This window comes from Halomonas citrativorans, from assembly GCF_014898005.1.
Lineage (GTDB): Bacteria > Pseudomonadota > Gammaproteobacteria > Pseudomonadales > Halomonadaceae > Vreelandella > Vreelandella citrativorans.
On the sequence record NZ_JABUYX010000019.1, the window covers coordinates 37,403 to 63,185 of the forward strand.

Genomic DNA, 25,783 nt, shown 5'->3' on the forward strand with positions numbered 1-25,783 from the left:
TAATGGCAAAAAAAACGCTGAAAACGTTAGTCTTGGGTTGCTTGGGTGGCGTTATTGCCACCCTTTTTTCATTGCCCCTGGCCTGGATGCTGGGCGCACTTTTTATGGTAATGGCGGTATCGCTTGGCGGTGTTAAAACCGGCGTTGATAAGCGCTTGCACCGTGTGGCTATTGCCCTGCTGGGACTCTTTATCGGGAGCCGCATTCAGGCCAGTGAACTGGTCAGTCTGGTGCAGTGGTACCCAAGTGTATTGGCAATGCTGGTCTATATGGGGCTTATGCTGGTGGGCGGGTACTTTATCTTTACCCGCGCCAACGTAGGGCCCATGGATGCGATGTTCTGCGCCTACCCAGGGAGCATGAATTCAGCCCTAGTGCTTGCTGAGCGCGCCAATGGCGATGTGCGCTGGATCGCTATCGCGCACTCGCTGCGTCTGGTCACCGTGGTGTCCGGGGCGGCACTATTGGCAAGCTTCTTTGTGGATGATGTCACGCTGCAAAGCTCGCCCGTATCGCTCTCGCTGATGGATGCGCTGCCGCTGTTATTGGTCCCGCTTTGCTGGTGGCTTGCCCGCTTGCTGCGCATTCCCATTCCGGAGTTTTTAGGCCCGATGGCCGCAGGCGCCATCATCGCGAACCTGGGGATGGATTACTCGCTGCCCACCTGGACGGTGTTCACGGCCTTTTTGGTGCTCGGCTCTTCGGTCGGCGCGCGTTTCTCAGGAACCCACTGGTCTCAGGTAGTCAGCGTGGGGCGGTTTGGGATGGTGTATGCACTGTTTGCCCTGATTGTCGCAGCGCTCATAGCTTGGCTGGTCGCCAGCATGACCCAGCTTTCTTTTGTGGCGGTGTTGCTGGCGCTGATTCCCGGCGGCGTCGGGGAGATGGCCGTCATCGCCATGGTGATGGATATCGACCCGGTGTATGTAGTGTCGCACCATGTCTTGCGCCTGTTACTGCTGATCTTTATGACCCCGCTGGTCATTCGTATTGCAAAGCAGGCGGCTGCATAGCGGGAAACGCCACCGTCACGGCGAAACCGCCTTGTGGTCGGTTATTAAAAGAGAGGAGAGCGGCGTGGGCGGTGGCGATCTGCTCCACAATAGCCAAGCCTAAACCGCTACCGGGCGCGTGCGGATTGTGGCGGGAAAAGCGCTCGGTCAGCTTGCCAAGTTGCGCCTCTTCCACGCCGACTCCCTGGTCGCTCACCGTCAATATTACCTGTTGCTGCTGCGTTGTTAGGGCGATATCGATTGGACCCTGATAGGCTTCAGCGCCTCCCGCGTGCAGGCTGGCATTCTCAATCAGGTTAATCACCAGCCAGAGCAGCATGATCGGATCGCCCAGCACTTTGGAAATGGTATGAGGCTGATCGAACGACAGCTCCTGGCCTTTCTGATAGATGCTGGTTGCTGTTTGCGCGCAGCCATCCTGGCATATTGCCACCAGATCGACGGCTTCAAGATGGGCCTCATCCATCAGCTCGCTGCGGGTCTTGGCATATTTCAAAAGCTGTTGGACCGTATGGCTGGCATGTTCCGAGATACGCTGTATTTCAATAAGGTTGGCTCGAACGGCCGATTCCTGGGTCGTTTTTAGCGAGATTTCGGTTAGCGCACGTATTTCAGAAATGGGCGTTCGCAACTGATGGGACACATCGGCATTTAATTGCTGTGTACTCTCAATGCTGCGACGGATACGTAGCATCAGCTGGTTAATGCTGAGAATCAGTGGGCGAATCTCTTTTGGAGCGTCGTCTTCAAGCGGCTGAAGGTCATGAGAAGAGCGGCGGCGAAGCGCTTGGCTTACGGTATTAAGCGGGGCTAATCCACGATAGATCGCCAGTAGAGCGATGGTGATAGCAAGAATTCCGGCAACAATCGTCAACCCGGTGAGTGTCACCATAAAGTCATTGGTAAGCGTGTAGCGCGCCTCTTTGGACTCCGCAACGATCACTTCAATATTGATGTTCTCGCGGCCCCGGCTAAAAGGAAACGTCAGGGCGACGGCGCGTAGCTCGTTGCCCGCGTACGTCACGTCGTAAAAAACCGGCTCAGAGAGGTCAGTAGGCGGGTCGCCCAAGCCTTGAAAGCCAGCAATCATATCGCCGTCTACTTCCTGCATCCGATAGAATATTTTGCCTTCACCACGACTACCTAGGGTGCTAATACTAAAATAGTGCATATTAATGCGTAGCGCGCCGTCTACCGTGTAGATGCGTCTTTCCAAGCGCTCGGCGGCATTGAGCAGCATATCGTCGAAGGTTTCGTTAATCTGGCGTGTCAGCAATAGATAGCTCGAAAGAAGCGCCAGAAATGCCAGGGCAGTAAACGGTAAACCAATCCACAGCAGCAGGCGGCTTTTTATCGATTTGATAGCAAGCATATCAAGCGTCGGATTCCTGGTTGGGGGCTTCTTTGGGGGCCAGGTAATAGCCTAAACCGCGGACCGTTTTCAAGCCGAAGTCGTAGCCAATTTTCTTGCGGATGCGTGAAATATAAGTCTCCACCGCTGCATAACTGACCGGCTCGCCCATAGTGGAAAGTCGATCAATAATCTGGTCCTTACTGACGAGTCGATTTTGATTAATCATCAGATATTCCATTACTTCCAGCTCTCGACGGTGCAGCGTTACAGGCTGGCCATCAATTCTTAGCTCCATTGCGTCGGGTAAAAATGCCAGACGGCCACAGCTAAGTGTTTCACCACCAAAATGCTTGGCACGCCGGACCAGTGCCCGGGCTCGGGCTACTACTTCATCAAGTGAGAAGGGCTTGCAAAGGTAGTCATCTGCGCCCTCTTCAAGCCCTAAAATGCGTTGGTCCAGCGTGTCTCTGGCGGAAATAATCAGCACGGGGATAGTGTTCTGCTGATGGCGCAGTTTGCGTAGAAGGCTAATGCCATCCAATTCAGGCAGGCCCAAATCCAATACCATCAGATCGAAACCACCCTGCACGAGCATTGGGAGTGCGTGTGCGCCGTCGTTAGCGACGGTGATGTTGAATCCTGCCTCGCTAAGTGCTGTGGCCATCGAGCGCGCTAAATTGTCGTTATCTTCTACTATAAGCGCCTTCATGTTTAATCCTGCGGGTTAGCCCTCGGGCTGATATTTATACCCTACTCCATACACCGAACGAATGATCTCCTGCTCGGGGAGGGCTTCAGTGATTTTTTTGCGCAGCTTTTTAATATGGCTGTCGACGGTGCGTTCAGAAACAATCCGGTTGTCTCGGTACATATGGTCCATTAGCTGCTCACGGCTAAAGATTCGTCCAGGTGACTGCATCATTACTCGCAGCAGCTGAAATTCAACCGCGGTGAGGCCCAAGTCATGGCCGTTGGCTAGTGCCTGCCAGCCATCGTCATTCAGGGTCACCGGGGTTGAAACCGCTGCCTCAGGGGTGTGGGCCTGTTCGGCAAGTGCTTGGCTGCGGCGTAGTACCGCTTTCACGCGGGCGACTACTTCGCGGGGGCTGAAAGGTTTGCAGATATAGTCATCGGCGCCCAACTCCAACCCTAGCAGTCGGTCTACTTCCTCCACCTTGGCGGTCACCATAATAATTGCGATAGCAGGCCACGTCTGACGTATTTCCCGGCAGAGCATCAAACCATCTTTGCCGGGCAGCATGACATCCAAAAGCACCAACGTGGTGGGGTGCTGCTGCAACCAGGGTATTACATCGTCGCCATGACCCAGCGTTGCAACATTAAAACCGTGGGAGCTTAAATAATCATCCATGAGGCGGGCAATTTTTGGCTCGTCCTCAACAATCAATAGCGGGGCGTCTTGGAACATGGCGGACTCGCTTGTCATTAATGGGAAGTCAGTAACGGAAAACGTAAGGTCCAGCAAAGCCCGCCTAGCGGCGCATTGGATGCCTCAAGCGTTGCACCGTGCGCAATCACCAAGGCGCTTGCAATGGATAGCCCTAGGCCACTACCGCCGCTTGCCCGATTGCGTGACCCTTCAACACGGTAAAGGCGCTCGGTAAGCCGGGAAAGCTCACTTTCCGGAACGCCCGGTGCGCTATCCTGCCAAACAATCACCGCCTGGGCACGCTCAATGTTGAGCGTTACTTGAAGTTTGCCCGGTGCATCGGTGTAGGCGCAGCTGTTATCCAACAGATTATTCCACAGCTGATGCAGTCGCTGGGCATCACCTCGAATCATTACGCCGGGGGCTATGTGCGTCGTCAGCGTAAGGCCGCTGCCATTGAGCCAGCGGTCCGCATCTTCAAGGCGGCTGGCCAGGCTGTCGCTAAGGTTCATGGGGGCCAGATGAATATCAAGCGCGCCAGCATCGCTTTGCGAAAGTAGGCGTAAATCGGCGACCAAGTGCTCAAGCTGGGCAACTTCCTGCGCCAGCGAGCTGAGGTTTTCCTGATTCAGTGGGCGAATGCCGTCCTGCATGGCTTCAATTTCACCACGTAGCACGGCCAAGGGCGTGCGCAGTTCGTGGGCGGTGTCGGAGACCCAGCGTGCACGGGCGTCACGGTTGGCTTCCAATGTGGCGGCCAGTACGTTGAAGTCCCGCGCCAAACGGGCAAGCTCATCCCGACCACGTTCAGGTAGGCGAGTATGGTAGTTGCCTTCGGTAAGCCGCCGCGTGGCGATAGCCAGTGCCCGCGTACGTCGGCTTAACCACCACGAGAGCCCGGCGGCCAGCAGCAGCGATGCTAGCCCAATCGAGATAACAATAATGACCAGGTTGCGCTGTTGCAGCTCTAGAAAGCGATTTTCCATGCGCTCCATCATCTGCTGAGGAGGGCGAAACCCTAACGAGCCAATGGCCTCGCTGTCGCTGTGAAGCGTGAGCCAGCGCCAATCGCCGGGGCCCATACGGCCATTCATGGGTGGAATCACAAACTCACCGTTTGGCGCACGCAGCGCAAAATCCTGCGCTTCGCCCAAGGGGGAGGGGCGTTCACGATGCTCCTGACCCAGTTCAAAACGCACGATATGCGGCCAGCGTTCCGGGTTGTGTTCAAGCCAGCGCCAGTCCTGCTGGGTTTCCCAGCGGGTAATCAAACCATCGGCCAGCAGCATGGCACGGCGTTCCTGGGCCTGGTTTAAATAGTCGATAAAACCACGGTCGATACTGTAGGAAACGGCTAGAAACATGGTGGCGGAAATGGCCACGTTAACGCTGAGTATGGCCGAGAACAGCTTTAGTCCTAGCCGGGAAGGACGCCAAGTGGGCAAGGTAACGGCCATCAGGAAGTGCCCTCCTGAAGAGGTTGCCGAGGCATGCTAAGTCGCTCGCGCCAGTTCTCCAGACCCAGGTAAAGGCAGGGCACCAGTATCAGCAAAATGACCGTCGCGAAGATCATGCCAAAACCCAGCGAGATTGCCATGGGAATCATAAAGCGTGCCTGCCGCGAGGTTTCCAGAATCATGGGCGCCAGGCCCAGAAAGGTGGTAAGTGTGGTCATCATGATAGGCCGCAGGCGCCGGGTAGCAGCCGCCACAATGGCAGCGCGTGGCGCCACCCCTTCGCGCCGCTTGCGGTTGGCGTAATCAATCAGTACCAGCGCATCGTTAATCACCACGCCGGAAAGCGCCAGCATGCCCAGCAGGCTGATAATCGAAAGCCCAAACCCCATAATCATGTGGCCCACCACAGCACCAACAACGCCAAACGGAATGGCCGCAAGCACCAATAAGGGCTGCAAATAGCTTCTGAAGGGAATCGCCAACAGTGCGTAAAGGGCGGCCAGCATAAGCCACATGGCGGTGCGAAGGGCGGCCAGATTGTCGGCGGTATCTTGCTGGCGGCCGCCCAGGCTGACCTCAAGCCCCGGCCAGGAGTTTGTAAGCGTTGGGAACACGTCTTCTTGAAGGGTGGCCAGTACCTGGTTAATGGTTTGGTCGCCCTCTGAATCCGCCGTCACGGTGATAATGCGCCTGCCATCTATGCGCTGCAGGCTGCTTGAGGCTTGGCTTAAGGTAATGTCTGCCACGCGAGAAAGCGGCACGCTAAGCCCGTCGGGCGTGCGTACGGGCATGCGGTAAAGTTCGTTTAAGCTCGCGCGGTCGGTTTCGGGCAGGCGTACCTCTACGCTGATCTCGCTACGCCCCACAAACTGTTCAACCGCCGTGGCACCTTGTAAAGGTCCGCGCAGTGCCTGGGCCAGGTCGCTGCCGGTCAGGCCTAGCGCTCGGCCTTCTGCGGAAAGGCGCATTTCAAGCTGAGGTTTGCCATCGCCAATCCCGCTGTCAATATCGGTTAGCTCATACTCACCAAGCACTTCGGCCAACCGGGCGGCGGCGGCTTCCAGCACTTGGGTGTCGGGGTGAGATAAGCGCAAGCTAAGCGCAGCGCCGCTGCCGGGGCCGCCAAAATCTGACTCAAAACGTACCGACTGAGCGCCAATTAAATCCCCCGCCAGCTCGCGCCATTCACCTGCAATACGTGAAGGCGGCCAGGCGTCCAGGCTGCTACTTGCGATATCGAGCCGTACCTGCAGCTCTTCGCCATCCAAGCGGCTGCGCGTGCTGCTAAAGGCTAGCGTCTCTTCGCGCTCGCTCAGCTGCTGGGCGGCGTCCAGTAGCTGTTGGCTAAGCTCTCGGCTAACGCTGATGTTGGTGCCAATCGGCAGCGTTACCGTTGCCTGAACCTGATCGGATTCGGCACGCGGCATGAGTGAAAAGCCCAACCGTCCACTCATGGACCATGCCAGCACTACCACCAGCACCGCAACACCGATGGAGACACTCAGTAAGCGTTGATTAAGTGCGCGTTGTAGAAACGGCTCAAACTGATGGTATGTGAAGTGATGCAGCCCGCCCTGCAGGCGCTGGCGCAACGCTTCCAGCGGCCGCTGCCAAGCCGGTGTTTCACGCGGTTTACGGCTATGTGCCAAGTGGGAGGGGAGGATAAACAGCGCTTCGGCCCAGGAGATCAAAAACACCGTGACGACCACCACGGGCAGAGTGGCAAACAGCATGCCCAAAAAGCCGGGTAAAAACAGCAGGGGCAGAAACGCCACGATATTCGACAAAATGGCAAAGGTGAGCGGAACGGCAATTTCACCTGCCCCTTTGACCGCCGCATCGCGCAGCGAGTAGCCTTCCTCACGATAGCTGTAGATGTTTTCGCCCACCATGATCGCATCATCCACCACGATCCCCAGCGCGATAATGAAAGCGAACATCGACATCATATTCAGCGAGACGCCGATCCAGGGCAGAAACAGCATGGCGCCCAAAAAGGCCGTAGGAATACCCAGCGTGACCCAAAATGCTAGCCGCGCTTCAAGAAACAGCGCCATGAGTACCATCACCAGCGCCAGACCCATCCAGGCATTCTTTAACAGCAGGCTTAAGCGGTCCTCGTATATTTCCGAGCTGTCGCGTGCAACGTCCAGGCTAACGCCCGGCGGTAGCCCCGCTCGCAAGCGCTCCAGTTCGCCGTAGACCGCCTCGGAAATGCTGGTCGGGGTTTGGTGGCCAATTTGATAAATGTTGACCGATAGGCCCGGCTCGCCATTGTAAAACTCTTCACGATCCGTTTCGGCAAAGCCGTTGCTCACGCGGGCGATATCACCCAGCAAAATGGGCGTGCCCTGGGCAGTGGTAAGGATTGGCAGGTCGGCAAACTCGGCGGCGCTGTTGCGTCGGCCTTGGTAGCGCACCAGCCACTCGCCTTCAGCCGTGGTGAGTTGGCCACTTGCCAGGTCCAGCGCTTCAGCCCCAATGCGGCTGGCAAGCTGCTGATGATCAAGCCCGTAGCGCTCAATAGCTTCTTCATCCAGATGAATCTGGATCTCGCGCTCGCGATTACCCGAAAGCTCGGCGCGCGAAATACCCTCAGCGGCCTGCAGTTCAGCGCGCACATCCTCGGCGGCGTCGTGAAGAGCGGCAAGCCCAACCGAGCCGTAAACCTGAAGGCTGACCACACTGCGCGAGCCGCCCGCTAGTGTGAAGCGGGGCGGGTCGGCGGCACTGGGTAGGGTAGTGATGGCGTTGACCGCCTGCTGAATATCCTGATAAACGCGCATCACATCGACGCCGTCAATCAGCGTCGCGCTGACCATACCGCTGCCTTCACCAGCGCTGGAGGTCAGCTCATCAATACCTTCTACATTCGATACCGCCGCTTCAACGGGAAGCAATAGGCTCTGCTCGACATCTTCTGGCGTGGCGCCGGGGTAGCTGATGCTGACCTGAACAATTTCAATTTCAAACTCAGGAAAGACCTCTTTTTTAATCGCGAGCGATGCCATAAGGCCCCCCACGATAAACAGCAGCATCAGCAGATTAGGCGCAACGCCATGGTCAATCATCCAGGCAAGCGGACCGCGACGCATTAGCTGCTCTCCTCATCACGGGTGGGGGCATCGTTGCGCGAGCGAACGCGAACCTGTTGTCCTTCCTGGGGCTGGGCAAGTCCTGAAGTAACAACGCGCTGGCCAGCCTCCAGGCCGCTGCGCACCAGCGCTTCATTTTCACCCCGATAGGCAAGCGACACCGTTGTACTGTGTAGGCGGTCTTCATCGTCCACCCACCAAACGCGCTCACCTGGGCGTAGCGCCGCTGAGGGCAGGGCAATCAGGTCTTCCTGCGCCTGAGTTTGAAAGGCTATTCGCATTACATCGCCCAAGCGCAGCGCGGGGCCATCGGTATCCAGCGCCAATGGGTCATTCACCGCAATCAACAGCTGTGCCTGAAGTCCGCTCTCTTCCAGATTAGGTAAGATCGATATCAGTGCGCCTTCCCGCGAAGCGCCTTCTGGCCAGCCCCGGCTGGTAATCGTGACCTGACTACCCGGCGCCAGCCATTCAAGTGCATCGCCGGGCAATGAGGCGCGCACCCAGAATTGCTCAACACCGACCAGATTAATCACCTCGGTTCCTTGGCTTAGCAGGCTGCCAGCGCCCACCAAGCGCTCTTGCACCATCGCCTTCCACGGGGCGGTCAACGTTGCGCGCTCAAGGTTGAGCGCTGCCTGGTCGCGTATTACACGTGCCTGAGTCAGTTGAGCCTGGGCCTGGCGAAGTTGAGGCTCGCGCAGGACCAGCGAGCGTCGCTCGGCGGAAAGCTGGCGCCCAAACGACTCGTACTCACTACGGGCGCGCTGCTGTTCGGCATTTTCAAGCGCCACCTGCGCTTGGGCGTTGCTTAGCTGGGCCTCGGCGTCCTCCAGGGCAAGGCGCAAATCGGCTTGGTCGATATATGCAACGGGCGCGCCTTCCTCAACGACCTGGCCTGGAAAAACGCCCTCTCCAAAGCGTTCCAACTGACCTGCCACGCGGCTGGCCAGCTGGGTTGTCTGCTCAGCTTCTACTCGCCCAAAGCCGCTCAGTAGAGGCGATAGGGCGCTCTGTTCGACCGTCATGACATTGACGACAGGCGGCGTGGGTGGCGGGGGAGCACGCCGCTCAATACGCGGTGGCTGGCTGATAATCCACCAGGCGCAGGCTAAGCCGATGGCAAACACCAACAGGGCCAGCACGGCGCCTAAACGGACACGGCCTTGTTGCATCGAGGAGAAAGAGTCATGAGGTTTTATTAACACGGAGTACCCGTTGCAAGAGCGAAAACGTAGTAAAAGCGAAAATTCCGGTATAAGAAGCGTATCATGCTAGCATCACGCACTGGCTCGCAGAGATTAGGTAAGCATTATGAAAATAGCGTGCAACTCTTCGTTAACCTAAACACCTGCGACTTATCACGACACCTATTTCTCATAAATACCGCCCGGCCGATGAGTCTTGTGCAAGCGTATGAAAAACACCGCCACCCGCGATAAGTTAATTGATACTGGTGCTGAGCTGATTACCCAACAAGGGTATAACGCAACGGGCATCAATGCCGTACTTAACGCCTGCGGCGTGCCCAAGGGGTCGTTTTACCATTACTTTTCCAGTAAGGAAGATTTTGGCCTGGCGGTGATTGAGCGGTTTGCCAACGACTATGATGCTAGTCTGGTCGCTCTGCTTGAAGATCCGATGACACCCCCTCTTGACCGCCTGAAGCGCTACTTTGCCACCAGCCGCGCTTACATGAGCGAGCGCGACCATGCGGCCGGTTGCTTGATTGGCAATTTAGGTCAGGAGATGGCGGGGCAGAGTGTTCGCTTTCGCGAGGCGCTTAATCACGCGTTCCTGCGTTGGGAAGCACGCTTTGCTCACTGCCTGCAGGCAGCCCAGGCCCAGGGGGCTCTCACTCAAGCACTGGACCCGCATCAGTTGGCAAGCTTTATTCTTTCAGGCTGGGAAGGGGCAATTTTGCGTGCCAAGACGCTGAAGTCAGACGCGCCTATGGAAGTGTTTGAAAAGCTGCTGTTCGAGCAGGTGCTGACGTCGCCAGTGACTGATTAACCCTTCAAACGCCCCTGCTTTGATGCACTAAGCGAGTGGCATGAGTGGAAGGCAAAGCGCTGCCTCGCGGCCACTATGTTGCTAAAGCCTTCCCTGAGGTGCTGCTATGCGAAGCATGGGCGTTTCTGCTCAGTGCTGAATAAGCGCTTAACGAGACTTACCAAGACGAAGCGGGTCAAAAACTGGATAATGGGTGGCAATTCGCCGAGGGCTCTGTTTTCAACCGCCCAGGCACACTCATTGCTCTGGATGCCCGCTCATGGAAATCAAAGTCAACTATCTCGATAACCTCCGCCTCGAGGCCAAGTTCGACGACTTCACCGTTATTTCAGACCAGCCGATTCGCTATAAGGGCGACGGCTCGGCGCCTGGCCCGTTTGACTACTTCCTGGCGTCATCCGCCATGTGTGCCGCCTACTTTGTGAAGGTGTACTGCAACGCGCGGGATATCCCTACCGAAAACATCCGCCTCTCGCAGAACAATATCGTCGACCCCGAAGACCGCTATAAGCAGATCTTCAAGATTCAGGTCGAGCTTCCCGAAGATATTTCCGAGAAAGATCGCCAGGGCATTCTGCGCTCGATTGATCGCTGCACGGTCAAGAAGGTCGTTCAAACCGGCCCCGAGTTTCAGGTCGAAACCGTCGAGAATATCGATGAGGATTCCCAGGCGCTGTTGATGGGTGCCCCGGAAGGCAGCGAGCGCACCTATATCGAGGGAAAGGATTTACCCCTTGAAGATACCATCGCCAATATAAGCGCGCTGCTGGCTGATCTTGGCATGAAGATCGAGATCGCCTCCTGGCGTAATATCGTGCCTCATGTCTGGTCGCTGCATATTCGCGATGCGGCCTCGCCCATGTGCTTTACCAACGGCAAAGGTGCCACCAAAGAGAGCGCACTGTGCTCGGCGCTGGGCGAGTTTATTGAGCGCTTGAGCTGCAATTTCTTCTACAACGACCAATTCTTCGGTGAAGAAATCGCCAATAGCGACTTCGTGCACTACCCCAATGAGAAGTGGTTTAAGCCCGGGCCCAACGATGAGCTGCCCACTGAAATTCTCGATGAGCACTGCCTGGCGATCTACAACCCGGAAGGCGAGCTGTGCGGCTCGAATCTGGTTGACACCAACTCCGGCAATGAGGCGCGCGGCATTGTCTCGCTGCCCTTTGTGCGTCAGTCGGATGGCGAGACGATCTACTTCCCCTCCAACCTGATCGAAAACCTGTTCTTGAGCAACGGCATGAGCGCGGGCAACACGCTGGTGGAAGCTCAGGTGCAGTGCCTGTCAGAAATTTTCGAGCGAGCGGTCAAACGAGAAATTCTGGAGCAGGAAATGACCCTGCCAGATGTACCGCAAGATGTGCTGGCGAAGTACCCAAATATTGTTGAAGGCATTAAGGCGCTTGAGGCTCAGGGCTTCCCTGTGCTGGTAAAGGACGCCTCCATGGGCGGTCAGTTCCCGGTGATGTGTGTGACCTTGATGAACCCGCGCACCGGCGGCGTGTTCGCCTCCTTCGGCGCCCACCCAAGCTTTGAAGTGGCGATAGAGCGCAGCCTGACCGAGCTTTTACAGGGGCGCAGCTTTGAAGGCCTGAACGATCTGCCGCTGCCAACGTTTAACTCGCAGACCGTGTCCGAGCCCAACAACTTTGTTGAACACTTTATCGACTCCTTTGGTGTGGTTTCCTGGCGCTTCTTCAGTGCCAAGGCGGATTTCGAGTTCAGCGAGTGGGATTTCTCCGGCACCAACGAAGAAGAGGCCGAAACGCTATTCGGTATCTTCGAGGAGTTGGGGGCCGAGGTATACATGGCGGTCCATGAGGATCTCGGTGCGCCGGTGTGCCGTATTCTGGTGCCGGGCTACTCTGAGGTGTATCCGATTGAAGACTTGATCTGGGATAACACCAACAAGGCACTTGATTACCGTGAGGATATTCTCAATCTGCATCAATTAGAGGATGACCAGCTCACCGATTTGGTCGAGCGCCTCGAAGAGAGCCAGATGGATGACCACGTCGATATCACCACCCTGATCGGCATTGAGTTTGATGAAAACACGGTATGGGGCCAGCTCACCATTCTGGAGCTTAAGCTTCTGGTCTACTTGGCGCTTGGCCGTCATGAAGAAGCACTTGATTGCGTACAGATGCTGCTGCAGTACAACGACAACACCGTTGAACGTGGTCTCTTCTACCAGGCGATGAACGCGACGCTGGAAATTGCCCTGGACGACGAGCTTGAAATCGACGACTACCTGCCTAACTTCCAGCGCATGTTTGGCGAAGAGACCATGGCGGCGGTTGTCGGCTCGGTGGAAGGCAGCGCGCGCTTTTACGGTCTGACGCCCACCAACATGCAGCTTGATGGTTTGGAGCGTCATCAACGTTTGATTGAAAGTTACAAGAAGCTTCACGTCGCGCGGGCGGCAAAAGCGGGCGCTTAATCGCCTCCCGTTTTCACTTATTCAATGGAAATGCATGACACCGATGATATTCAGCACTCCCTTGATGACCGCAGCGCTAACGTTCGTATGCACCTAAACAGCAAGCTGGAGAGCTACAGCACGTATTAAACGGGAGTAGTTTTAAAACGCTGTGGGGGTAGCTCACAGCGTTTTTTTAGCGTGCAATAAAGCGTCAAAGCGAGAGAAAAAACAGAATCAAAGGGGGCGAGAGCAGCGAAAGAATAAACCCGCTAACCACCGCGATGGGCACGCAGGCGACGCCGCCGTGCTGTTGAATTACAGGCAGGGTAAAGTCCATTGACGTGGCACCGCCGTAGCCAATGGCAAGGGCGGTGTGGCGGTGGATCACTAGCGGAATCAAAATAAACGCCAGAAGTTCCCGGGAAAGGTCGTTAAAAAACGCCACGCCGCCCATTAGCGGCCCTAGCTGGTCGCCAATTAAAATGGCTGAAAGCGAATACCAGCCGAAGCCAGACGCCATGGCGAGTCCTTCATTCCAGCTAAGCGAGAGCAAGGGGGCGGCAGCCAATCCCGCCAGTAGCGAGCTAACGGCCAGCGTTATCGCAATAGCAAGCCCTAGCCGGTTGAGCAGAATTTGCTTAAGCGGCATGCCGGAGTTGCGTAGCTGACAGCCGATCAGTACTAGCAACGCGTAAAGTACCCATTCAGCTAACAGGTCTGCGGCGGTAAAAAGCGTCTCGCCTAGCCTTGGGCCCAGCAGCAGGCCTGTTATAACGCCGCCCACCACTACTGCTAGCAAGAGTAACGAGCCTTGCATGGCGGCCAGCTTACTGGTCGGTGCGTTTTTAACGACAGGTGAATCCCCCGTTTGTAGGGCTACCCGGCGAGACAGCCACCATAAAGCGGCCAGGTTAAACGCCGTGGTAATACTAAACAGCAGCAATGCATTGCCCCCCAGCCGCGAAAGCTGGCTGGTTAGATTTTCAAGCCCGGCAAGACTTACCCCCATGAAGAGCAAAATAAGATAAACCGAGCCGCTAACGGCACGGTTGATCAATTGCTGGAGGTAAGGAGAGTGAATGCGTAATAAATAGCCCACTATCAGAGGCAGAAGAACAATCAATAATCCAGACAGCATGTAGGGTGTGGCGCCTTAAGGGTTAAATTGAGTAAGCCTGATGCGGGTTTGGCGGCGACCCTCTTTTTGATAATCCGCCGAGACAATCAGGCCGGGCCAGTCTGGGTGAAAGTTGATTTCCAGATGGCGGTCGGGTTTTTCGATATCCGTCAAAATGACCTGCTGTACCTCAAACTCACCAGCGGGCACGTTGACGATGTGTGTGGCTGGTGTGGCGTAGTACTGGAGGTGCTCATCTCGGCCGCGGTGGTCAACAAAATCGAGATCACAGGGTGCGCTTTGTGTACATGTTTCATGGCCTGCACGCCGAGAGAGATCAACCAGCGCGGCTTGACGATCAAGTGCTGCAATATCGCTATCGGTTAATCGATAGCTGTCGCCTACGCCCAGAAGCGAGTAGCTGCTGCTAAAAAGCAGTGAACGGACGGCGTCATCAGCCACTGAAAAGCGGCTGTACTCCTGACCGCTGACTATGGCCAATGAAAAGCGCATATCGCTTAGCCAATGCTGGCCTTCCTGGCTGAGCGTATGGGTAATCGTTGCACTGGGCCAGTTGCGGGTTTCCAGCCGGTATTGCGCTTCAAATGGCACTATGTCTGCAAGAGTGCTGGCGGCTTCTTCGCTTGCATTGACTGGTACAGCGCTGAGTAATAGCCAAGCGGTGCACAGTCGTATACAAGCCGATACAACATTTAAACGGGCGAGTCGCATCCTGATTCTCCTTATGAGCAAGCAGTCCCCGCTAGCTAGCGCTGTTTGCAAATAAACCCAATAAGCTGAGTCGTCTTGGGTTCAAAGACCTGCTTGCATATCTGTCATGCATTTCCATGGCCTGGCATATATTTCGAGCGCCTTTAGTGGGTATCTTAACATTTGATGCGCACGTGATGCGGTCGGTGTATCACTATGAAAGAAGCGCCACCCGTTGCGTGCAGACAGCGGCGCCCATGCTGGTTTTAACGGACTTAGTATCCTTGTGTGGGGTTAACCGTAGGCAGGTCTTCACCCGCCTCAAAGGCATGCAGGTAGGCAATGACCTGGTCAATCGCATCGTTCACCGGGGTGGGCGCTGCCATGTGGGGGGTGACGATGACGCGGGGGTGCTGCCATAAGGGGTTTTTAGCGGGCAGCGGCTCTTCACAAAAAACATCCAACAACGCGCCGCGCAAGTGGCCTGGCGTAGCGTTATCACCCAGTGCCTCAAGAAGCGCCTGTTCATCAATCAAGCTGCCTCGGCCTGGGTTGATCACGCTGGCGCCCTTGGGTAGTTTGGCGAGCCGCTCGGCGTTAAGAATACTCCGTATGGCGGGGGTATCGGGCAGGATAGTCACCACGCTCTGCACTTGGCCAAGAAGCTCGTCCAGTCCTTCCTCACCATGTAGGCACTGTACACCTGTGATGGTTTTGGGTGAACGACTCCAGCCCAGCACAGGAAATCCCGCTTGCTGCAAGACGCTGGCAACCTGCGACCCGATAGCGCCCAGGCCGAGTACACCTACTGGCCAATCAGCTTTATCTACCAAGCGTTGCGGCTGCCATTCAGCGTTGGCTTGCTGAGCGGTGTAACGGTCCATACTGCGGTAAAAATGTAAGACGCCATACAGTACGTAGTCGGCCATTGGCTCGCTCATGCCCGCATCGCGCAGCTTCACGATGGGGACATTGGCGGGCAGCCCTGGCGTGCCGAGTAAGTAATCTACTCCTGCGCCCAGGTTGATGATGCCTTTAAGCCGAGTCTGCTCTTTCAAGAGATACGCAGGGGCTTTCCATACCGCAAGATAGTCAGCATCTTGTCGTGCCTCTTCGGGAGCGTCGCTGGTCACGACCGTTGCGTTAGGAAGCGCTTTGGAAAGGGCGTCGCGCCATTGAGTGGCATCATCGGTGTGCACAACAATCTTCATTTCGGCTCCTGCGTGGTGAATGGGTGTCTCTCACTCTATTTATTTATCATGGGGAGGTTGTCTGCACGCTGCAAGTCGTAACATGCCACGGCGTTTGGCCTACATTGATCTCCGTGTGGTGGAGAGCTACCGGGATGGCCGTACATGGGAGCATTTTCGCCAGCTGGTTGAAAACAAACTTGAAAATAAGCCGTTGATTGGCCCCGATGATCGCGCGGTGCTGAAGCTTTTGCGTGGCCGGTTAAGAGAGCCGGCAACATGAGTTAAATAAAGGCTTTGACCCGCAACCACGGGGTGGTGCTAGTATCGGGCTAAGACGACATTGGCAAGCCTTCCATGGCGGTAGCCTGGTCGCCCTTGTGCCCCGTTGCTTGGCGTAAAAAACGCGCACCGGTTCTTGGTGATCTTTGATGGTGAGTTGCCCGATGACTCAGGTTTCCCTGCCCTTCACGCGTGAAGAGTATGCACAGCGCTTGTGGAAGGTGCGTGCTGAAATGGCCGGCCGCGGCATTGATGTATTGATCGTCAGTGATCCGTCGAATATGGCATGGCTGACCGGCTACGACGGCTGGTCATTCTACGTCCACCAATGTGTACTGGTTGGCCTGGAAGGCGAGCCGGTATGGTTTGGGCGTCGTATGGACGCTAACGGCGCGCTGCGCACCTGTTGGATTGACCCCGTTAATATTACTTATTATCCGGATTACTACGTTCAAAATCCGGATATGCACCCGATGGATTATCTGGCGCAGTCGATCCTGCCTGATCGCGGCTGGCATACCGGCGTAGTGGGTATGGAGATGGATAACTACTATTTCACCGCCAAAGCCTACCAGAGCCTGCTACGCGAGCTGCCCCACGCGCGCTTTATTGACGCCAATGCGCTGGTGAACTGGTGCCGGGCAATCAAGTCGCCTCAGGAAATCGCCTATATGCGCATTGCCGGCAAGATTGTTGAAGGCATGCACTCGCGTATTCTGGAAGTCATCGAACCGGGGCTTCCCAAAAGCAAGCTGGTCTCGGAAATTTACCGGGTGGGGATAGAAGGCTTTTTCGATGAAAATGGGAAAGTGTATGGCGGCGATTACCCCGCCATTGTCCCCATGCTGCCAACCGGTAAAGATGCCGCTGCTCCACACTTGACCTGGGACGATACGCCGTTTCGTGAAGGCGAGGGCACGTTCTTTGAGATTGCCGGAGTATTCAAGCGCTATCACGCGCCCATGTCGCGCACCGTATTTCTGGGACGACCGCCGACCGACTTTATTCGCGCTGAATCAGCCCTTCTGGAAGGTATCGAAAACGGCCTGGACGTTGCTAAGCCGGGAAATAGAACGGCGGATATCGCCATGGCGCTGGGGGCGGCGATGGATAAATACGGTTTTGACCGCGGTGGCGCACGCTGCGGTTACCCTATCGGTATTTCGTACCCACCGGACTGGGGCGAGCGCACCATGAGTTTGCGTCCTTCGGATGAGACCATCCTGCAACCCGGTATGACCTTTCATTTTATGCCTGGGCTTTGGGTGGAGGATTGGGGGCTGGAAATTACCGAAAGCATCCTGATTACTGAAACAGGCTGCGAGACGCTGGCCAACTTTCCACGGCAGTTATTTGTTAAATGATGATAAGTCGTTAAAGAATAAGCCGTTATAACTGATTAAGGAGTCGTTATGACCCTGCGACCAAGCCCGATTTCCGCGACTGTCGACTTTGATGCTGACGGCGTGCAGCACGGTTTTTTAAAGCTGCCCATCTCCACCGATATCTCGGCCTGGGGGGCGGTAATGATCCCGATTACCGTGGTGAAAAATGGCGAAGGCCCCACAGCGCTATTAACCGGGGGCAACCATGGCGATGAATACGAGGGGATTACTTCGCTGCTCAAGCTTGCCAATGCGCTCACCGCAGAGGACGTCAGTGGGCGGGTGATTATTGTGCCGTGCATGAATACGCCCGCCGTTATGGCCGGCAAGCGGACATCGCCGATGGATAAGGGCAATCTTAACCGCAGTTTCCCCGGTGACCCCAACGGCAGCGTAACGCTGCAAATTGCCGACTACTTTACCCGCGTTTTGGTGCCCATGAGCGATGTGGTACTGGACCTACACTCCGGTGGCCGCACGCTGGATATTCTGCCGTTTGGTGCTTCTCATGTGCTGGATGATAAAGCCCAGCAACAGGCCGCGCTGGAAGGCGCCAAAGCGTTTGGTGCGCCTTACGCCATGGTGATGTTTGAGCTGGATGCCGAAAAACTCTTCGATACTGCTTGCGAGCGCCAAGGCAAGGTGTTTGTGGCCACAGAGCTTGGCGGTGGTGGCACCTCCACGCCACAAAGTATGGCGATTACCGAGCGCGGCGTACGTAACTTTCTGACCCATTACGGCCTGCTAGAGGGCGAGGTGGATATGCCGCAAGGCGGCCAGGTCTATCTCGATATGCCTGACGCCAGCTGCTACGTACAGAGCCAGCACTCCGGCGTACTTGAGCTTTGCGTGGCGCTGGGCGATGCCGTGACCAAAGGGCAGGTGTTGGCTTACGTGTACGATATGACCCGTACCGGTAGCGAGCCGGTTGCCTACCGCGCCGAACGCGATGGCATTTTGATGGCCCGGCGCGCCCCGGCCCTGGTCAATATGGGGGACACCATTGCGGTGATTGCCGATGTCGTCGACCGCCTGGAGGCATAGCCCAAGGCATGATAAAACTCGACCGTTTTGATCTTAAAATTCTCGATATCCTTTCCCGTGATGGGCGGATCACCAAATCCAAACTGGCCGAGGCGATTAATCTCTCGGTCAGCCCCTGCTGGGAGCGGGTTAAACGCCTGGAAAAAGCCGGGGTCATCCAGGGCTATACCGCGCGCATCAATGCCGATGTACTGGTGCCGCGCAACCCTGTGTGGGTGCAAATTGAGCTTACAGCCCACAACGCCGCAAGCTTTGCGCGCTTTGAAGCTTTGGTCATGGATACGCCAGAGGTCACCGAATGTGTCGCCGTCGGCGGTGGGGTTGATTATCTGGTGAAGTTTGAAGCTCGCACGATTGATAGCTACCAGCGGCTCATGGATAAGTGGCTGGTGTCTGAGGCGGGCATTGAGCGTTACTTCACCTATATCGTGACCAAAACGGTTAAGCGTCAGCCGATGGGTATTGATGTTGACAACGTTCTTTAACGGCGTTTCTTGGCCCTCACGCGTTCCCTCCAAAAAAACACGCTGCTAAACGTCCATAGACAAAAAAAGTCGCACGATAAGCCCTGGTTTTCAAAAACACTTCGTGCGTCTTCTCCCTTACGCTAGGCACATCGAAAGGATCGGCCAAAAGCCGATCTCTTCAATCGTCAACGTGTAACGGTTTGTCGCCGGTTAATGGCTTCAGCCAGGGGAGGTGCCCATGACCACACTATCGACCACGCTGGTGAAACGGCTAGAAGATCCGCGCCTGTTTCGCCAGTACGCTTATGTGAATGGCAAGTGGACGCATGGGGAAGGTGGCCGTGAAGAAGCGGTGTATGACCCGGCAACCAACGAAGCGATCGGGCATATCCCTTTACTTGAAGCCGAGCAGATTACCGTGGCGGTGGATGCCGCTGAGGCAGCCTTTGTTCACTGGCGCGCACTGCGTGTCGATGAACGCTGCGAGCGCTTGCTGGCCTGGTACGATTTGATTCAGGCCAACCGCGAAGACCTGGCGACCATCATGACCCTGGAGCAGGGCAAACCGCTGCCCGATGCGCGGGGCGAAGTAGAGTACGGAGCAAGTTTCGTGCGCTGGTTTGCGGAAGAGGGTAAGCGCACTTATGGGGAAACGATCCCCAGCCATATTCCTAATGCCTCGCTGGGGACTATTAAAGAGCCAGTTGGCATTGCCGCGATGATTACGCCGTGGAATTTTCCGCTGGCCATGATTACCCGTAAAGCGGCGGCCGCGCTGGCTGCTGGCTGCCCGGTGATTGTGAAACCGGCCAATGAAACGCCTTTTTCAGCGCTGGCGCTGGCAGAATTAGCCGAGCGGGCAGGCATACCGGACGGTATCTTTAACGTTGTTTTGGGTGAGCCTGCCGAGGTTTCAAAAATACTGTGCAGCGAGCCACGCATCCGGGCGCTGTCGTTTACCGGCTCCACCCGCGTTGGCCGCCTGTTAATGGAGCAAAGTGCGGGAACTGTTAAGCGCCTTTCACTGGAGTTGGGCGGTAATGCGCCGTTTATCGTCGGGCCGGATATGGACCCCAAAGAGGCGGCTTACGCGGCGGTAGATGCCAAGTTTCAAACGGCAGGGCAGGACTGTTTGGCGGCCAACCGGATTCTGGTGCACGAATCCATTCATGACGCCTTTGTTGAGCAGTTTACCGAGCGCATGGCGGCATTAACCGTCGGCAATGGTTTGCAGGGCGAGATCGATCTTGGCCCGCTGATTCACCGCCAGGCGGTAGAGAAGGCCGCCTCGATTGTCGATGACGCGATTTCTCGGGGCGCCACGCTGGTGATGGGAGACCAGAACCAAGCGCCGGGCGAAAACTTCTTTATGCCGGTGCTATTAACAGGCGTAACGCCACAAATGAAAGTCTGGCGGGAAGAGAGCTTTGCCCCCGTGGCCGGGATCACCGCTTATTCGAGCGACGAAGAAGTTATTGAGCTTGCCAATGATACTGAGTATGGCTTGGCGGCCTATGTGTATACCCATGATATCCGCCGGATCTGGAAGCTGATGCGTGCGCTGGAGTACGGCATGGTCAGTGTAAACTCCGTCAAGATGACCGGCCCACCGGTACCCTTTGGCGGCGTGAAGCAGTCTGGCCTTGGCCGTGAGGGCGGCGCCACCGGTATCGACGAGTATCTCGAAACCAAGTATTACTGCTTAGGCGCGCTGGGTTCTGTATCAGGGAGCTAGAGTAGATAGTTTCGCAGTAGAGGCTAGTTAGGCGCTAAGCGAACCGTCTTTTTCAGGGCCGAAACATGCTCCATTCAGTTTCGGCATTCCCGCCATCCATGGCGGTCAGTGAAAAAGCCGAGCGCCCAGGGATGGGTTTACAGCGTGTTCGCGTGTGACTAACCAGCCGTGAAGCCCGCAATATTTCAAATTCCTTCCCGCTGATCGGGGAGGTTTATCGTACAGAGAGAACGTTATGAGCCAACATCAGGATCTGATCGAACGCGACCGCAAAGTCACTTTTCACGCCTCTACCCACCTGCGTGACTTCGCCCATGGCGATGCGCCGGGCCGTGTGATTACCGGCGGTAAAGGTATCAATATTGTCGATAAGGATGGCCGCGAATTTATCGACGGCTTTGCCGGGCTTTACTGCGTTAATATCGGTTATGGCCGCACGGAAATTGCCGAAGCCATTTACAAGCAGGCGATGGAGCTCTCTTACTACCACACCTATGTCGGCCACTCGAACGAGCCGCAGATCGCGCTTTCTGAGCGTATTCTGAAAATCGCTGGCATGAACATGTCCAAGGTCTACTACGGCATGTCGGGCAGTGACGCTAATGAAACCCAGCTGAAAATTGTGCGTTACTACAACAACGTACTTGGCCGCCCGCAGAAGAAAAAAGTCATCTCGCGTATGCGCGGCTACCACGGTTCGGGCATTGCTTCTGGTTCCTTGACCGGTCTTAAGGCGTTTCATGACCACTTTGACCTGCCAATTGATACCATCCGGCATACTGAAGCGCCGCACTACTACCTGCGTGCCGCCGAGCAGCATGGCATGACCGAGCTTGAGTTTTCCTCCTTCTGTGCCGACAAGCTGGAAGCGATGATCCTCGAAGAAGGCCCGGATACGGTGGCGGCGTTTATCGGCGAGCCGGTATTGGGCACAGGCGGTATCGTACCGCCGCCCGAAGGTTACTGGGATGCGATTCAGGCGGTATTGGCCAAGTACGATGTGCTGTTGATTGCCGATGAAGTGGTATGTGGCTTTGGGCGTACCGGCTCTGATTTTGGTAGCCACCATTACAACATGAAGCCGGACCTGGTCACGATTGCCAAAGGCCTGACCAGCGCCTATCAGCCGCTTTCTGGCGTGATTGTGGGTGAAAAAGTATGGCAAGTGCTTGAGCAGGGCACTGGCGAGTTTGGCCCAATCGGTCACGGTTGGACCTACTCTGGCCACGCGCTGGGCTGTGCCGCCGGTATTGCCAACCTGGATATCATCGAGCGTGAAAACCTGGTGGGCAACGCGGCTGAAACCGGTGCCTACTTCCAAGCGCAGCTTAAGGCCACGTTTGAAGGCCATCCGCTCTTGGGGGATGTACGCGGTGTTGGCTTAATGGCCGCGCTTGAGTTCTCACCGGATGCCAAGCAGCGCCTGCACTTTGACCCTGCCCTCAAAGTAGGACCGCGAGTGGCCGCCGCCGCCATGGAAGAGAACCTGATTGCTCGCGCCATGCCCCAAGGCGACATTCTAGGTTTTGCGCCTCCGCTGACCATTAACCGCGCAGAAGTTGATGACGTGATTGGCCGTGCCAAGCGCGCCATTGACCGGGTAACCGATGAACTTACCCGCTCAGGAGATTTAAAAGCGGGCCATCAGGAAGCTGCGTTGACGATTTAATGAAAAGACGCTGATCTGGTAACGCCGCTGCTTGCTTATGCAGCGGCGTTTTTGTTTTTGGGGTGGGAAGCTATGCTACTAAATACAGTGACGGTGAACGGATACATTAGGAGTGGCTATGCAACCGGTATTGGCTTTCGATGTATATGGCACGCTGATTGATACCCAAGGCGTTACGGCGGAACTCGAACGGCGACTTAGCGATGCCTCTAACGCAGAAGAATTTGCCAAGCGCTGGCGGGAAAAGCAGCTTGAGTACAGCTTTCGGCATGCCTTAATGGGCGCTTATGTGCCTTTTTCAGAATGCACGAGAGAAGCTCTGGTGTTTACCAGCCGCGCGCTGCAAGCAGGTCTTTCTGACAATGACCACGATCACCTCATGGATGTATATGCAGAGCTTCCAGCCTTCCCGGATGTGGTGGATGCGCTTGATCAGTTGCGTGATGCGGGCATTCGTTGCGTGGCGTTTTCCAATGGCACGACGGAGGCGGTAACCCAGTTACTGGTACGTGCCGGTGTAGAAAGCCACATGGATGCGGTGATCAGCGTGGATGATATCAAGCGCTTTAAGCCAGACCCGGCGGTATATAGCTATCTTCGCTCACAGCTGGAAGCGCGCCCTGAGCATACCTGGTTAATTTCAAGCAACGCCTTTGATGTGATTGGTGCAACCCATGCCGGGCTGCGAAGTGCCTGGGTGCGGCGTCATTCCGATGCGCCCTTTGACCCCTGGGGCATTGAACCTGATATGACGGTGCCTGACTTGGAGGCCTTGGCCGAGCGTATTATTCGCCAGGTTGTTAACCGATAAGAACAAGCCGCATAATGACGTACGATTCATATATCAGGACGCGATCATGTCAGAGAAAATTTACTGTATTGCTGGCTTCAAACCCAAACCAGGCAAAGAAGAAGCGGTATTCAAAGCGCTTCAGTCGCTGGAGCCAAACACACACCGGGAAGATGCCTGCATTCACTACACGGTGACCCGCCAGATCGATAATCCCTTCGCTCAAGGCACCAGTTACCCGATTGTATTCCATGAAATCTGGGCGAGCCGTGAGGAGTTTGAAGCACATTGTCAGCGTAAAGAGATCCAGGACTTCTTTGCCAAGCACGTTGAATCACCGGATGGCGATATCGAAGATGCCAACGTATGCGTGTATACCGATGAACCGTGGAATTTTGATGCCCCCAAGGTATAACCCCAGCGTGTAGAATGGGTCCACGACACCGATAAACGCGGAGCAACCATGACCGAAAAAAAAATGAACGTTGAAAGCTTTAACCTGGACCATACCAAGGTTAAAGCGCCTTATGTACGTCTTGCTGATATCAAACAGGGCCAGAACGGCGACCAGATTCATAAATATGATCTGCGTATCTGCCAGCCAAACAAAGAGCACATGGAGATGCCAGCGCTGCATTCTCTTGAGCACTTGATGGCTGAACTATCGCGTAATCATACCGATAAAGTGGTCGATATCAGCCCGATGGGCTGCCAAACCGGCTTTTATATCGCGATGATCAATCACGATAACTACGACGACGTGTTAACCATCATTGAGCAAACGCTGAACGACGTTCTGGTGGCCACTGAAGTGCCTGCCTGTAACGAAATGCAGTGCGGCTGGGCCGCGAGCCACAGCCTGGAAGGCGCCCAGAAGCTCGCCCGTGACCTGCTTGCCAAGCGTGGCGAATGGACGCAAGTGTTTGCATAAAACGGCCTTTTCAAACCGTTTTTAAGACCGTTCGTTTGACGCCGCTGCAGAGAAAACAAGAACGCCTTCTTCACGGAGGCGTTTTTGTTTGAGCGTTTCTTATAGCCGCGTATCAGCAGCCAGTTGCTCAATAGAGCGGGCGACGTCCTGAGCGTCGTGGAGAATCTTGTTCACAATCGCATCAATTTCGCTAACCCTGGATTGCCCGGCTTTGCTTTGTTGAATGACCTGTTGCATGGCTTCGGTGGTGCGTTCGACAAGGTTACTGTTGTCTTTTAGCACTTGGGAAATTTGTGCCACGGCTTCGCTGGACCCTTTAGCCAGTTGGCGTACCTCGTTAGCCACCACGGCAAAGCCGCGCCCTTGTTCACCTGCGCGGGCGGCTTCAACCGCGGCGTTAAGAGAAAGCAGGTTGGTTTGGCTGGCTATTTTGGCAATAGAGGCAGTAATCGCATGAATGCTTTGCGACTGTTTATGCAGGGCCTCTACAAGCTCTTGTGCCTGGGCCAGCGTTTGAGCGGCTTGCTCTGAGCCTTTTACCATCTCATCCAAGTGGTCGAGGCTATCTTTAGCGGTACGTTCAATTTGTGACGTGCTGGTTTGGGCGGAGCCAATCGTTCCCGTTGTCGCATTGGCTTTGTCGACCAGTTGGGTGATGTCTGCTGCGAATTTTACTACCTCGGTCACATTGCCATCTTCATCTTTAACAGGATTGTAGGTGGCTTCTAGCCAGATGCTTTGGCCATTTTTAGTGATGCGCTCAAAGCGGCCTTTGGTAAAATCCCCTTGGGCCAAGCGCTCCCAAAAATCAGGATTGTTACGATAGAAGTCAGGTGGGCAAAACATACGGTGGTGTTGACCAATAATATCTTTTTGTTGATACCCCATCGCGGCTTCAAAGTTTTTATTGGCTTCGAGTATTTCCCCTTGAGGGGTAAACTCAATGACGGCCATCGAGTCATTGAGCGCCTTTAGCACGGCCTTTTGCCGTTGAGATTCTTGATGACGCTGGGTGACATCATTCGCTACTTTCAGGATTTCCGTCACATGGCCTCGAAAATTTCGTATAGGCACATACGTCGCCTCTAACCAGACTTCTTCACCGTTCGCACGTACGCGACAAAAACGACCCTGACGGCTATCCCCTGCCGCTAATGAGTGCCAGAACTGTTGATACTCGGCACTGCTGACTTCCTGCTCATCACAAAACATGCGGTGATGCTTACCCTTTATATCGTCTAGTTGATAGCCCATCGACTCAAGAAATGGCGGGCTGGCATCCTTAATAATGCCCTGAGGCGTAAATCGAATACACGACGTATGGCGTTTTAAGGCGAGGTAGAGAGGGGCATTAAAAAAGCTTATACGCATTTTTTTGCCTTCTATATTAGTACTACTGTGTCATAAATAGATATGTTATCAATACGTATTGTGTCATCTGTATAGCGATTTCGCATTATGGTAAACGACGCACTTCACGACCGCTTCGAGACGTATCTTGATGAGCTAGCACCTCGCCTGGGCCATGCTGATCGAGTGAAGGGTTTTCAGAATTACTGTCGTGGCTTGATGCTGCCGCTGGAACGCAAGAGTGTCGAGCCCATCGCCGCCAGTGTCGATCCGGGTAACGTTCAAGCCTGTCATCAGTCGCTGCATCACCTGGTGGCTCGCTCTGGATGGTCTGACCGAGGGATGCTTAATGGCGTGGCGCA

At 55.4% G+C, this 25,783-nt stretch carries 23 protein-coding genes; 13 read left to right on the top strand and 10 right to left on the bottom strand.

Annotated features, from left to right (window positions below; all coding sequences use genetic code 11):
* Positions 1–2: 2 nt before the first annotated feature.
* Positions 3–1,013: an AbrB family transcriptional regulator gene (locus INT20_RS14270; protein WP_193057160.1), complete on the top strand. Its 1,011-nt coding sequence runs from the start codon at positions 3–5 to the stop codon at positions 1,011–1,013.
* Here INT20_RS14270 and INT20_RS14275 read toward each other — a convergent pair.
* From INT20_RS14275 to INT20_RS14300, 6 genes are read right to left on the bottom strand one after another with little or no spacing between them, the layout of a single operon-like run.
* Positions 982–2,385, bottom strand: a complete 1,404-nt coding sequence (locus INT20_RS14275; protein WP_193057161.1) for a sensor histidine kinase — start codon at positions 2,383–2,385, stop codon at positions 982–984. The two genes, INT20_RS14270 and INT20_RS14275, sit on opposite strands and share 32 nt — an antisense overlap.
* A 1-nt stretch (position 2,386) precedes the next feature.
* A complete protein-coding gene (locus INT20_RS14280) occupies positions 2,387–3,076 on the bottom strand; it encodes a response regulator transcription factor (RefSeq protein WP_193057162.1) in 690 nt (229 codons plus the stop codon).
* A gap of 15 nt (positions 3,077–3,091) precedes the next feature.
* Positions 3,092–3,796 carry a response regulator gene (locus INT20_RS14285; protein WP_193057163.1) on the bottom strand — a complete coding sequence of 235 codons (705 nt, stop codon included), beginning with the start codon at positions 3,794–3,796 and terminating at the stop codon, positions 3,092–3,094.
* 17 nt (positions 3,797–3,813) lie between these two features.
* The gene (locus tag INT20_RS14290; protein WP_193057164.1) at positions 3,814–5,214 is read right to left on the bottom strand and encodes an ATP-binding protein; all 1,401 of its coding nucleotides are present in this window, start codon (positions 5,212–5,214) and stop codon (positions 3,814–3,816) included.
* On the bottom strand, positions 5,214–8,309 hold the full coding sequence (locus INT20_RS14295; RefSeq protein WP_193057165.1) for an efflux RND transporter permease subunit: 3,096 nt from the start codon (positions 8,307–8,309) through the stop codon (positions 5,214–5,216). The genes INT20_RS14290 and INT20_RS14295 overlap by 1 nt, the downstream gene beginning before the upstream one ends.
* Entirely contained in the window at positions 8,309–9,484 is a 1,176-nt protein-coding gene (locus INT20_RS14300) for an efflux RND transporter periplasmic adaptor subunit (RefSeq protein WP_172117569.1), read from the bottom strand. Before INT20_RS14300 ends, INT20_RS14295 begins: the two co-directional genes overlap by 1 nt.
* Positions 9,485–9,725: 241 nt before the next feature.
* On the opposite strand from INT20_RS14300, the gene INT20_RS14305 reads away from it, so the two are divergent.
* Positions 9,726–10,322 carry a TetR/AcrR family transcriptional regulator gene (locus INT20_RS14305; protein ID WP_172117467.1) on the top strand — a complete coding sequence of 199 codons (597 nt, stop codon included), beginning with the start codon at positions 9,726–9,728 and terminating at the stop codon, positions 10,320–10,322.
* A gap of 259 nt (positions 10,323–10,581) precedes the next feature.
* Positions 10,582–12,768 carry an OsmC domain/YcaO domain-containing protein gene (locus tag INT20_RS14310; protein ID WP_193057166.1) on the top strand — a complete coding sequence of 729 codons (2,187 nt, stop codon included), beginning with the start codon at positions 10,582–10,584 and terminating at the stop codon, positions 12,766–12,768.
* Between the two features lie 193 nt (positions 12,769–12,961).
* Here INT20_RS14310 and INT20_RS14315 read toward each other — a convergent pair whose 3' ends face one another.
* The 3 genes from INT20_RS14315 to INT20_RS14325 all read right to left on the bottom strand — a co-directional run bounded on the left by INT20_RS14315 (position 12,962) and on the right by INT20_RS14325 (position 15,789).
* Positions 12,962–13,888, bottom strand: coding sequence for a lysine exporter LysO family protein (locus tag INT20_RS14315; RefSeq protein WP_193057167.1), 927 nt, complete (start codon positions 13,886–13,888; stop codon positions 12,962–12,964).
* Between the two features lie 15 nt (positions 13,889–13,903).
* Positions 13,904–14,599, bottom strand: a complete 696-nt coding sequence (locus INT20_RS14320; RefSeq protein WP_193057168.1) for a hypothetical protein — start codon at positions 14,597–14,599, stop codon at positions 13,904–13,906.
* A gap of 254 nt (positions 14,600–14,853) precedes the next feature.
* Positions 14,854–15,789, bottom strand: a complete 936-nt coding sequence (locus INT20_RS14325) for a 2-hydroxyacid dehydrogenase (RefSeq protein WP_193057169.1) — start codon at positions 15,787–15,789, stop codon at positions 14,854–14,856.
* An 82-nt stretch (positions 15,790–15,871) separates the two neighbouring features.
* Between INT20_RS14325 and INT20_RS14330 the strand changes: the two genes are divergently transcribed.
* From INT20_RS14330 to INT20_RS14370, 9 genes are all read left to right on the top strand, one after another.
* The gene (locus INT20_RS14330; protein WP_193057170.1) at positions 15,872–16,051 is read left to right on the top strand and encodes a hypothetical protein; all 180 of its coding nucleotides are present in this window, start codon (positions 15,872–15,874) and stop codon (positions 16,049–16,051) included.
* Positions 16,052–16,214: 163 nt separating this feature from the next.
* On the top strand, positions 16,215–17,414 hold the full coding sequence (doeA, locus tag INT20_RS14335; RefSeq protein WP_172117472.1) for an ectoine hydrolase DoeA: 1,200 nt from the start codon (positions 16,215–16,217) through the stop codon (positions 17,412–17,414).
* A gap of 48 nt (positions 17,415–17,462) precedes the next feature.
* Complete coding sequence (gene doeB, locus INT20_RS14340) at positions 17,463–18,479, top strand: N(2)-acetyl-L-2,4-diaminobutanoate deacetylase DoeB (protein ID WP_193057171.1); 1,017 nt, start codon at positions 17,463–17,465, stop codon at positions 18,477–18,479.
* An 8-nt stretch (positions 18,480–18,487) separates the two neighbouring features.
* A complete protein-coding gene (locus INT20_RS14345; RefSeq protein ID WP_193057172.1) occupies positions 18,488–18,964 on the top strand; it encodes an Lrp/AsnC family transcriptional regulator in 477 nt (158 codons plus the stop codon).
* A 220-nt stretch (positions 18,965–19,184) separates the two neighbouring features.
* Positions 19,185–20,681: an NAD-dependent succinate-semialdehyde dehydrogenase gene (locus tag INT20_RS14350; protein ID WP_193057173.1), complete on the top strand. Its 1,497-nt coding sequence runs from the start codon at positions 19,185–19,187 to the stop codon at positions 20,679–20,681.
* A 235-nt stretch (positions 20,682–20,916) separates the two neighbouring features.
* Positions 20,917–22,350, top strand: a complete 1,434-nt coding sequence (locus INT20_RS14355; protein ID WP_193054442.1) for an aspartate aminotransferase family protein — start codon at positions 20,917–20,919, stop codon at positions 22,348–22,350.
* 118 nt (positions 22,351–22,468) lie between these two features.
* The gene (locus INT20_RS14360; protein ID WP_193057174.1) at positions 22,469–23,161 is read left to right on the top strand and encodes a haloacid dehalogenase type II; all 693 of its coding nucleotides are present in this window, start codon (positions 22,469–22,471) and stop codon (positions 23,159–23,161) included.
* Positions 23,162–23,207: 46 nt separating this feature from the next.
* Entirely contained in the window at positions 23,208–23,555 is a 348-nt protein-coding gene (locus INT20_RS14365; protein WP_087111984.1) for a putative quinol monooxygenase, read from the top strand.
* 48 nt (positions 23,556–23,603) lie between these two features.
* Positions 23,604–24,071 (top strand): S-ribosylhomocysteine lyase, encoded by a 468-nt coding sequence (locus INT20_RS14370; RefSeq protein WP_193054445.1) that lies wholly within the window; start codon positions 23,604–23,606, stop codon positions 24,069–24,071.
* 99 nt (positions 24,072–24,170) lie between these two features.
* On the opposite strand, the gene INT20_RS14375 is transcribed toward INT20_RS14370, so the two are convergent.
* Positions 24,171–25,442: a methyl-accepting chemotaxis protein gene (locus tag INT20_RS14375; protein WP_193057175.1), complete on the bottom strand. Its 1,272-nt coding sequence runs from the start codon at positions 25,440–25,442 to the stop codon at positions 24,171–24,173.
* An 87-nt stretch (positions 25,443–25,529) separates the two neighbouring features.
* On the opposite strand from INT20_RS14375, the gene INT20_RS14380 reads away from it, so the two are divergent.
* On the top strand, positions 25,530–25,783 hold a 254-nt coding region (locus INT20_RS14380), incomplete at its 3' end, for a transposase (RefSeq protein WP_193057176.1).

What these genes read in the sequence shown, in the direction of transcription:
- INT20_RS14270 (WP_193057160.1), top strand. Translation starts at nt 3, where the DNA reads ATGGCAAAAAAAACGCTGAAAACGTTAGTCTTGGGTTGCTTGGGTGGC.
- INT20_RS14275 (WP_193057161.1), bottom strand. Translation starts at nt 2,385, where the DNA reads ATGCTTGCTATCAAATCGATAAAAAGCCGCCTGCTGCTGTGGATTGGT.
- INT20_RS14280 (WP_193057162.1), bottom strand. Translation starts at nt 3,076, where the DNA reads ATGAAGGCGCTTATAGTAGAAGATAACGACAATTTAGCGCGCTCGATG.
- INT20_RS14285 (WP_193057163.1), bottom strand. Translation starts at nt 3,796, where the DNA reads ATGTTCCAAGACGCCCCGCTATTGATTGTTGAGGACGAGCCAAAAATT.
- INT20_RS14290 (WP_193057164.1), bottom strand. Translation starts at nt 5,214, where the DNA reads ATGGCCGTTACCTTGCCCACTTGGCGTCCTTCCCGGCTAGGACTAAAG.
- INT20_RS14295 (WP_193057165.1), bottom strand. Translation starts at nt 8,309, where the DNA reads ATGCGTCGCGGTCCGCTTGCCTGGATGATTGACCATGGCGTTGCGCCT.
- INT20_RS14300 (WP_172117569.1), bottom strand. Translation starts at nt 9,484, where the DNA reads ATGCAACAAGGCCGTGTCCGTTTAGGCGCCGTGCTGGCCCTGTTGGTG.
- INT20_RS14305 (WP_172117467.1), top strand. Translation starts at nt 9,726, where the DNA reads ATGAAAAACACCGCCACCCGCGATAAGTTAATTGATACTGGTGCTGAG.
- INT20_RS14310 (WP_193057166.1), top strand. Translation starts at nt 10,582, where the DNA reads ATGGAAATCAAAGTCAACTATCTCGATAACCTCCGCCTCGAGGCCAAG.
- INT20_RS14315 (WP_193057167.1), bottom strand. Translation starts at nt 13,888, where the DNA reads ATGCTGTCTGGATTATTGATTGTTCTTCTGCCTCTGATAGTGGGCTAT.
- INT20_RS14320 (WP_193057168.1), bottom strand. Translation starts at nt 14,599, where the DNA reads ATGCGACTCGCCCGTTTAAATGTTGTATCGGCTTGTATACGACTGTGC.
- INT20_RS14325 (WP_193057169.1), bottom strand. Translation starts at nt 15,789, where the DNA reads ATGAAGATTGTTGTGCACACCGATGATGCCACTCAATGGCGCGACGCC.
- INT20_RS14330 (WP_193057170.1), top strand. Translation starts at nt 15,872, where the DNA reads ATGCCACGGCGTTTGGCCTACATTGATCTCCGTGTGGTGGAGAGCTAC.
- doeA (WP_172117472.1), top strand. Translation starts at nt 16,215, where the DNA reads ATGACTCAGGTTTCCCTGCCCTTCACGCGTGAAGAGTATGCACAGCGC.
- doeB (WP_193057171.1), top strand. Translation starts at nt 17,463, where the DNA reads ATGACCCTGCGACCAAGCCCGATTTCCGCGACTGTCGACTTTGATGCT.
- INT20_RS14345 (WP_193057172.1), top strand. Translation starts at nt 18,488, where the DNA reads ATGATAAAACTCGACCGTTTTGATCTTAAAATTCTCGATATCCTTTCC.
- INT20_RS14350 (WP_193057173.1), top strand. Translation starts at nt 19,185, where the DNA reads ATGACCACACTATCGACCACGCTGGTGAAACGGCTAGAAGATCCGCGC.
- INT20_RS14355 (WP_193054442.1), top strand. Translation starts at nt 20,917, where the DNA reads ATGAGCCAACATCAGGATCTGATCGAACGCGACCGCAAAGTCACTTTT.
- INT20_RS14360 (WP_193057174.1), top strand. Translation starts at nt 22,469, where the DNA reads ATGCAACCGGTATTGGCTTTCGATGTATATGGCACGCTGATTGATACC.
- INT20_RS14365 (WP_087111984.1), top strand. Translation starts at nt 23,208, where the DNA reads ATGTCAGAGAAAATTTACTGTATTGCTGGCTTCAAACCCAAACCAGGC.
- INT20_RS14370 (WP_193054445.1), top strand. Translation starts at nt 23,604, where the DNA reads ATGACCGAAAAAAAAATGAACGTTGAAAGCTTTAACCTGGACCATACC.
- INT20_RS14375 (WP_193057175.1), bottom strand. Translation starts at nt 25,442, where the DNA reads ATGCGTATAAGCTTTTTTAATGCCCCTCTCTACCTCGCCTTAAAACGC.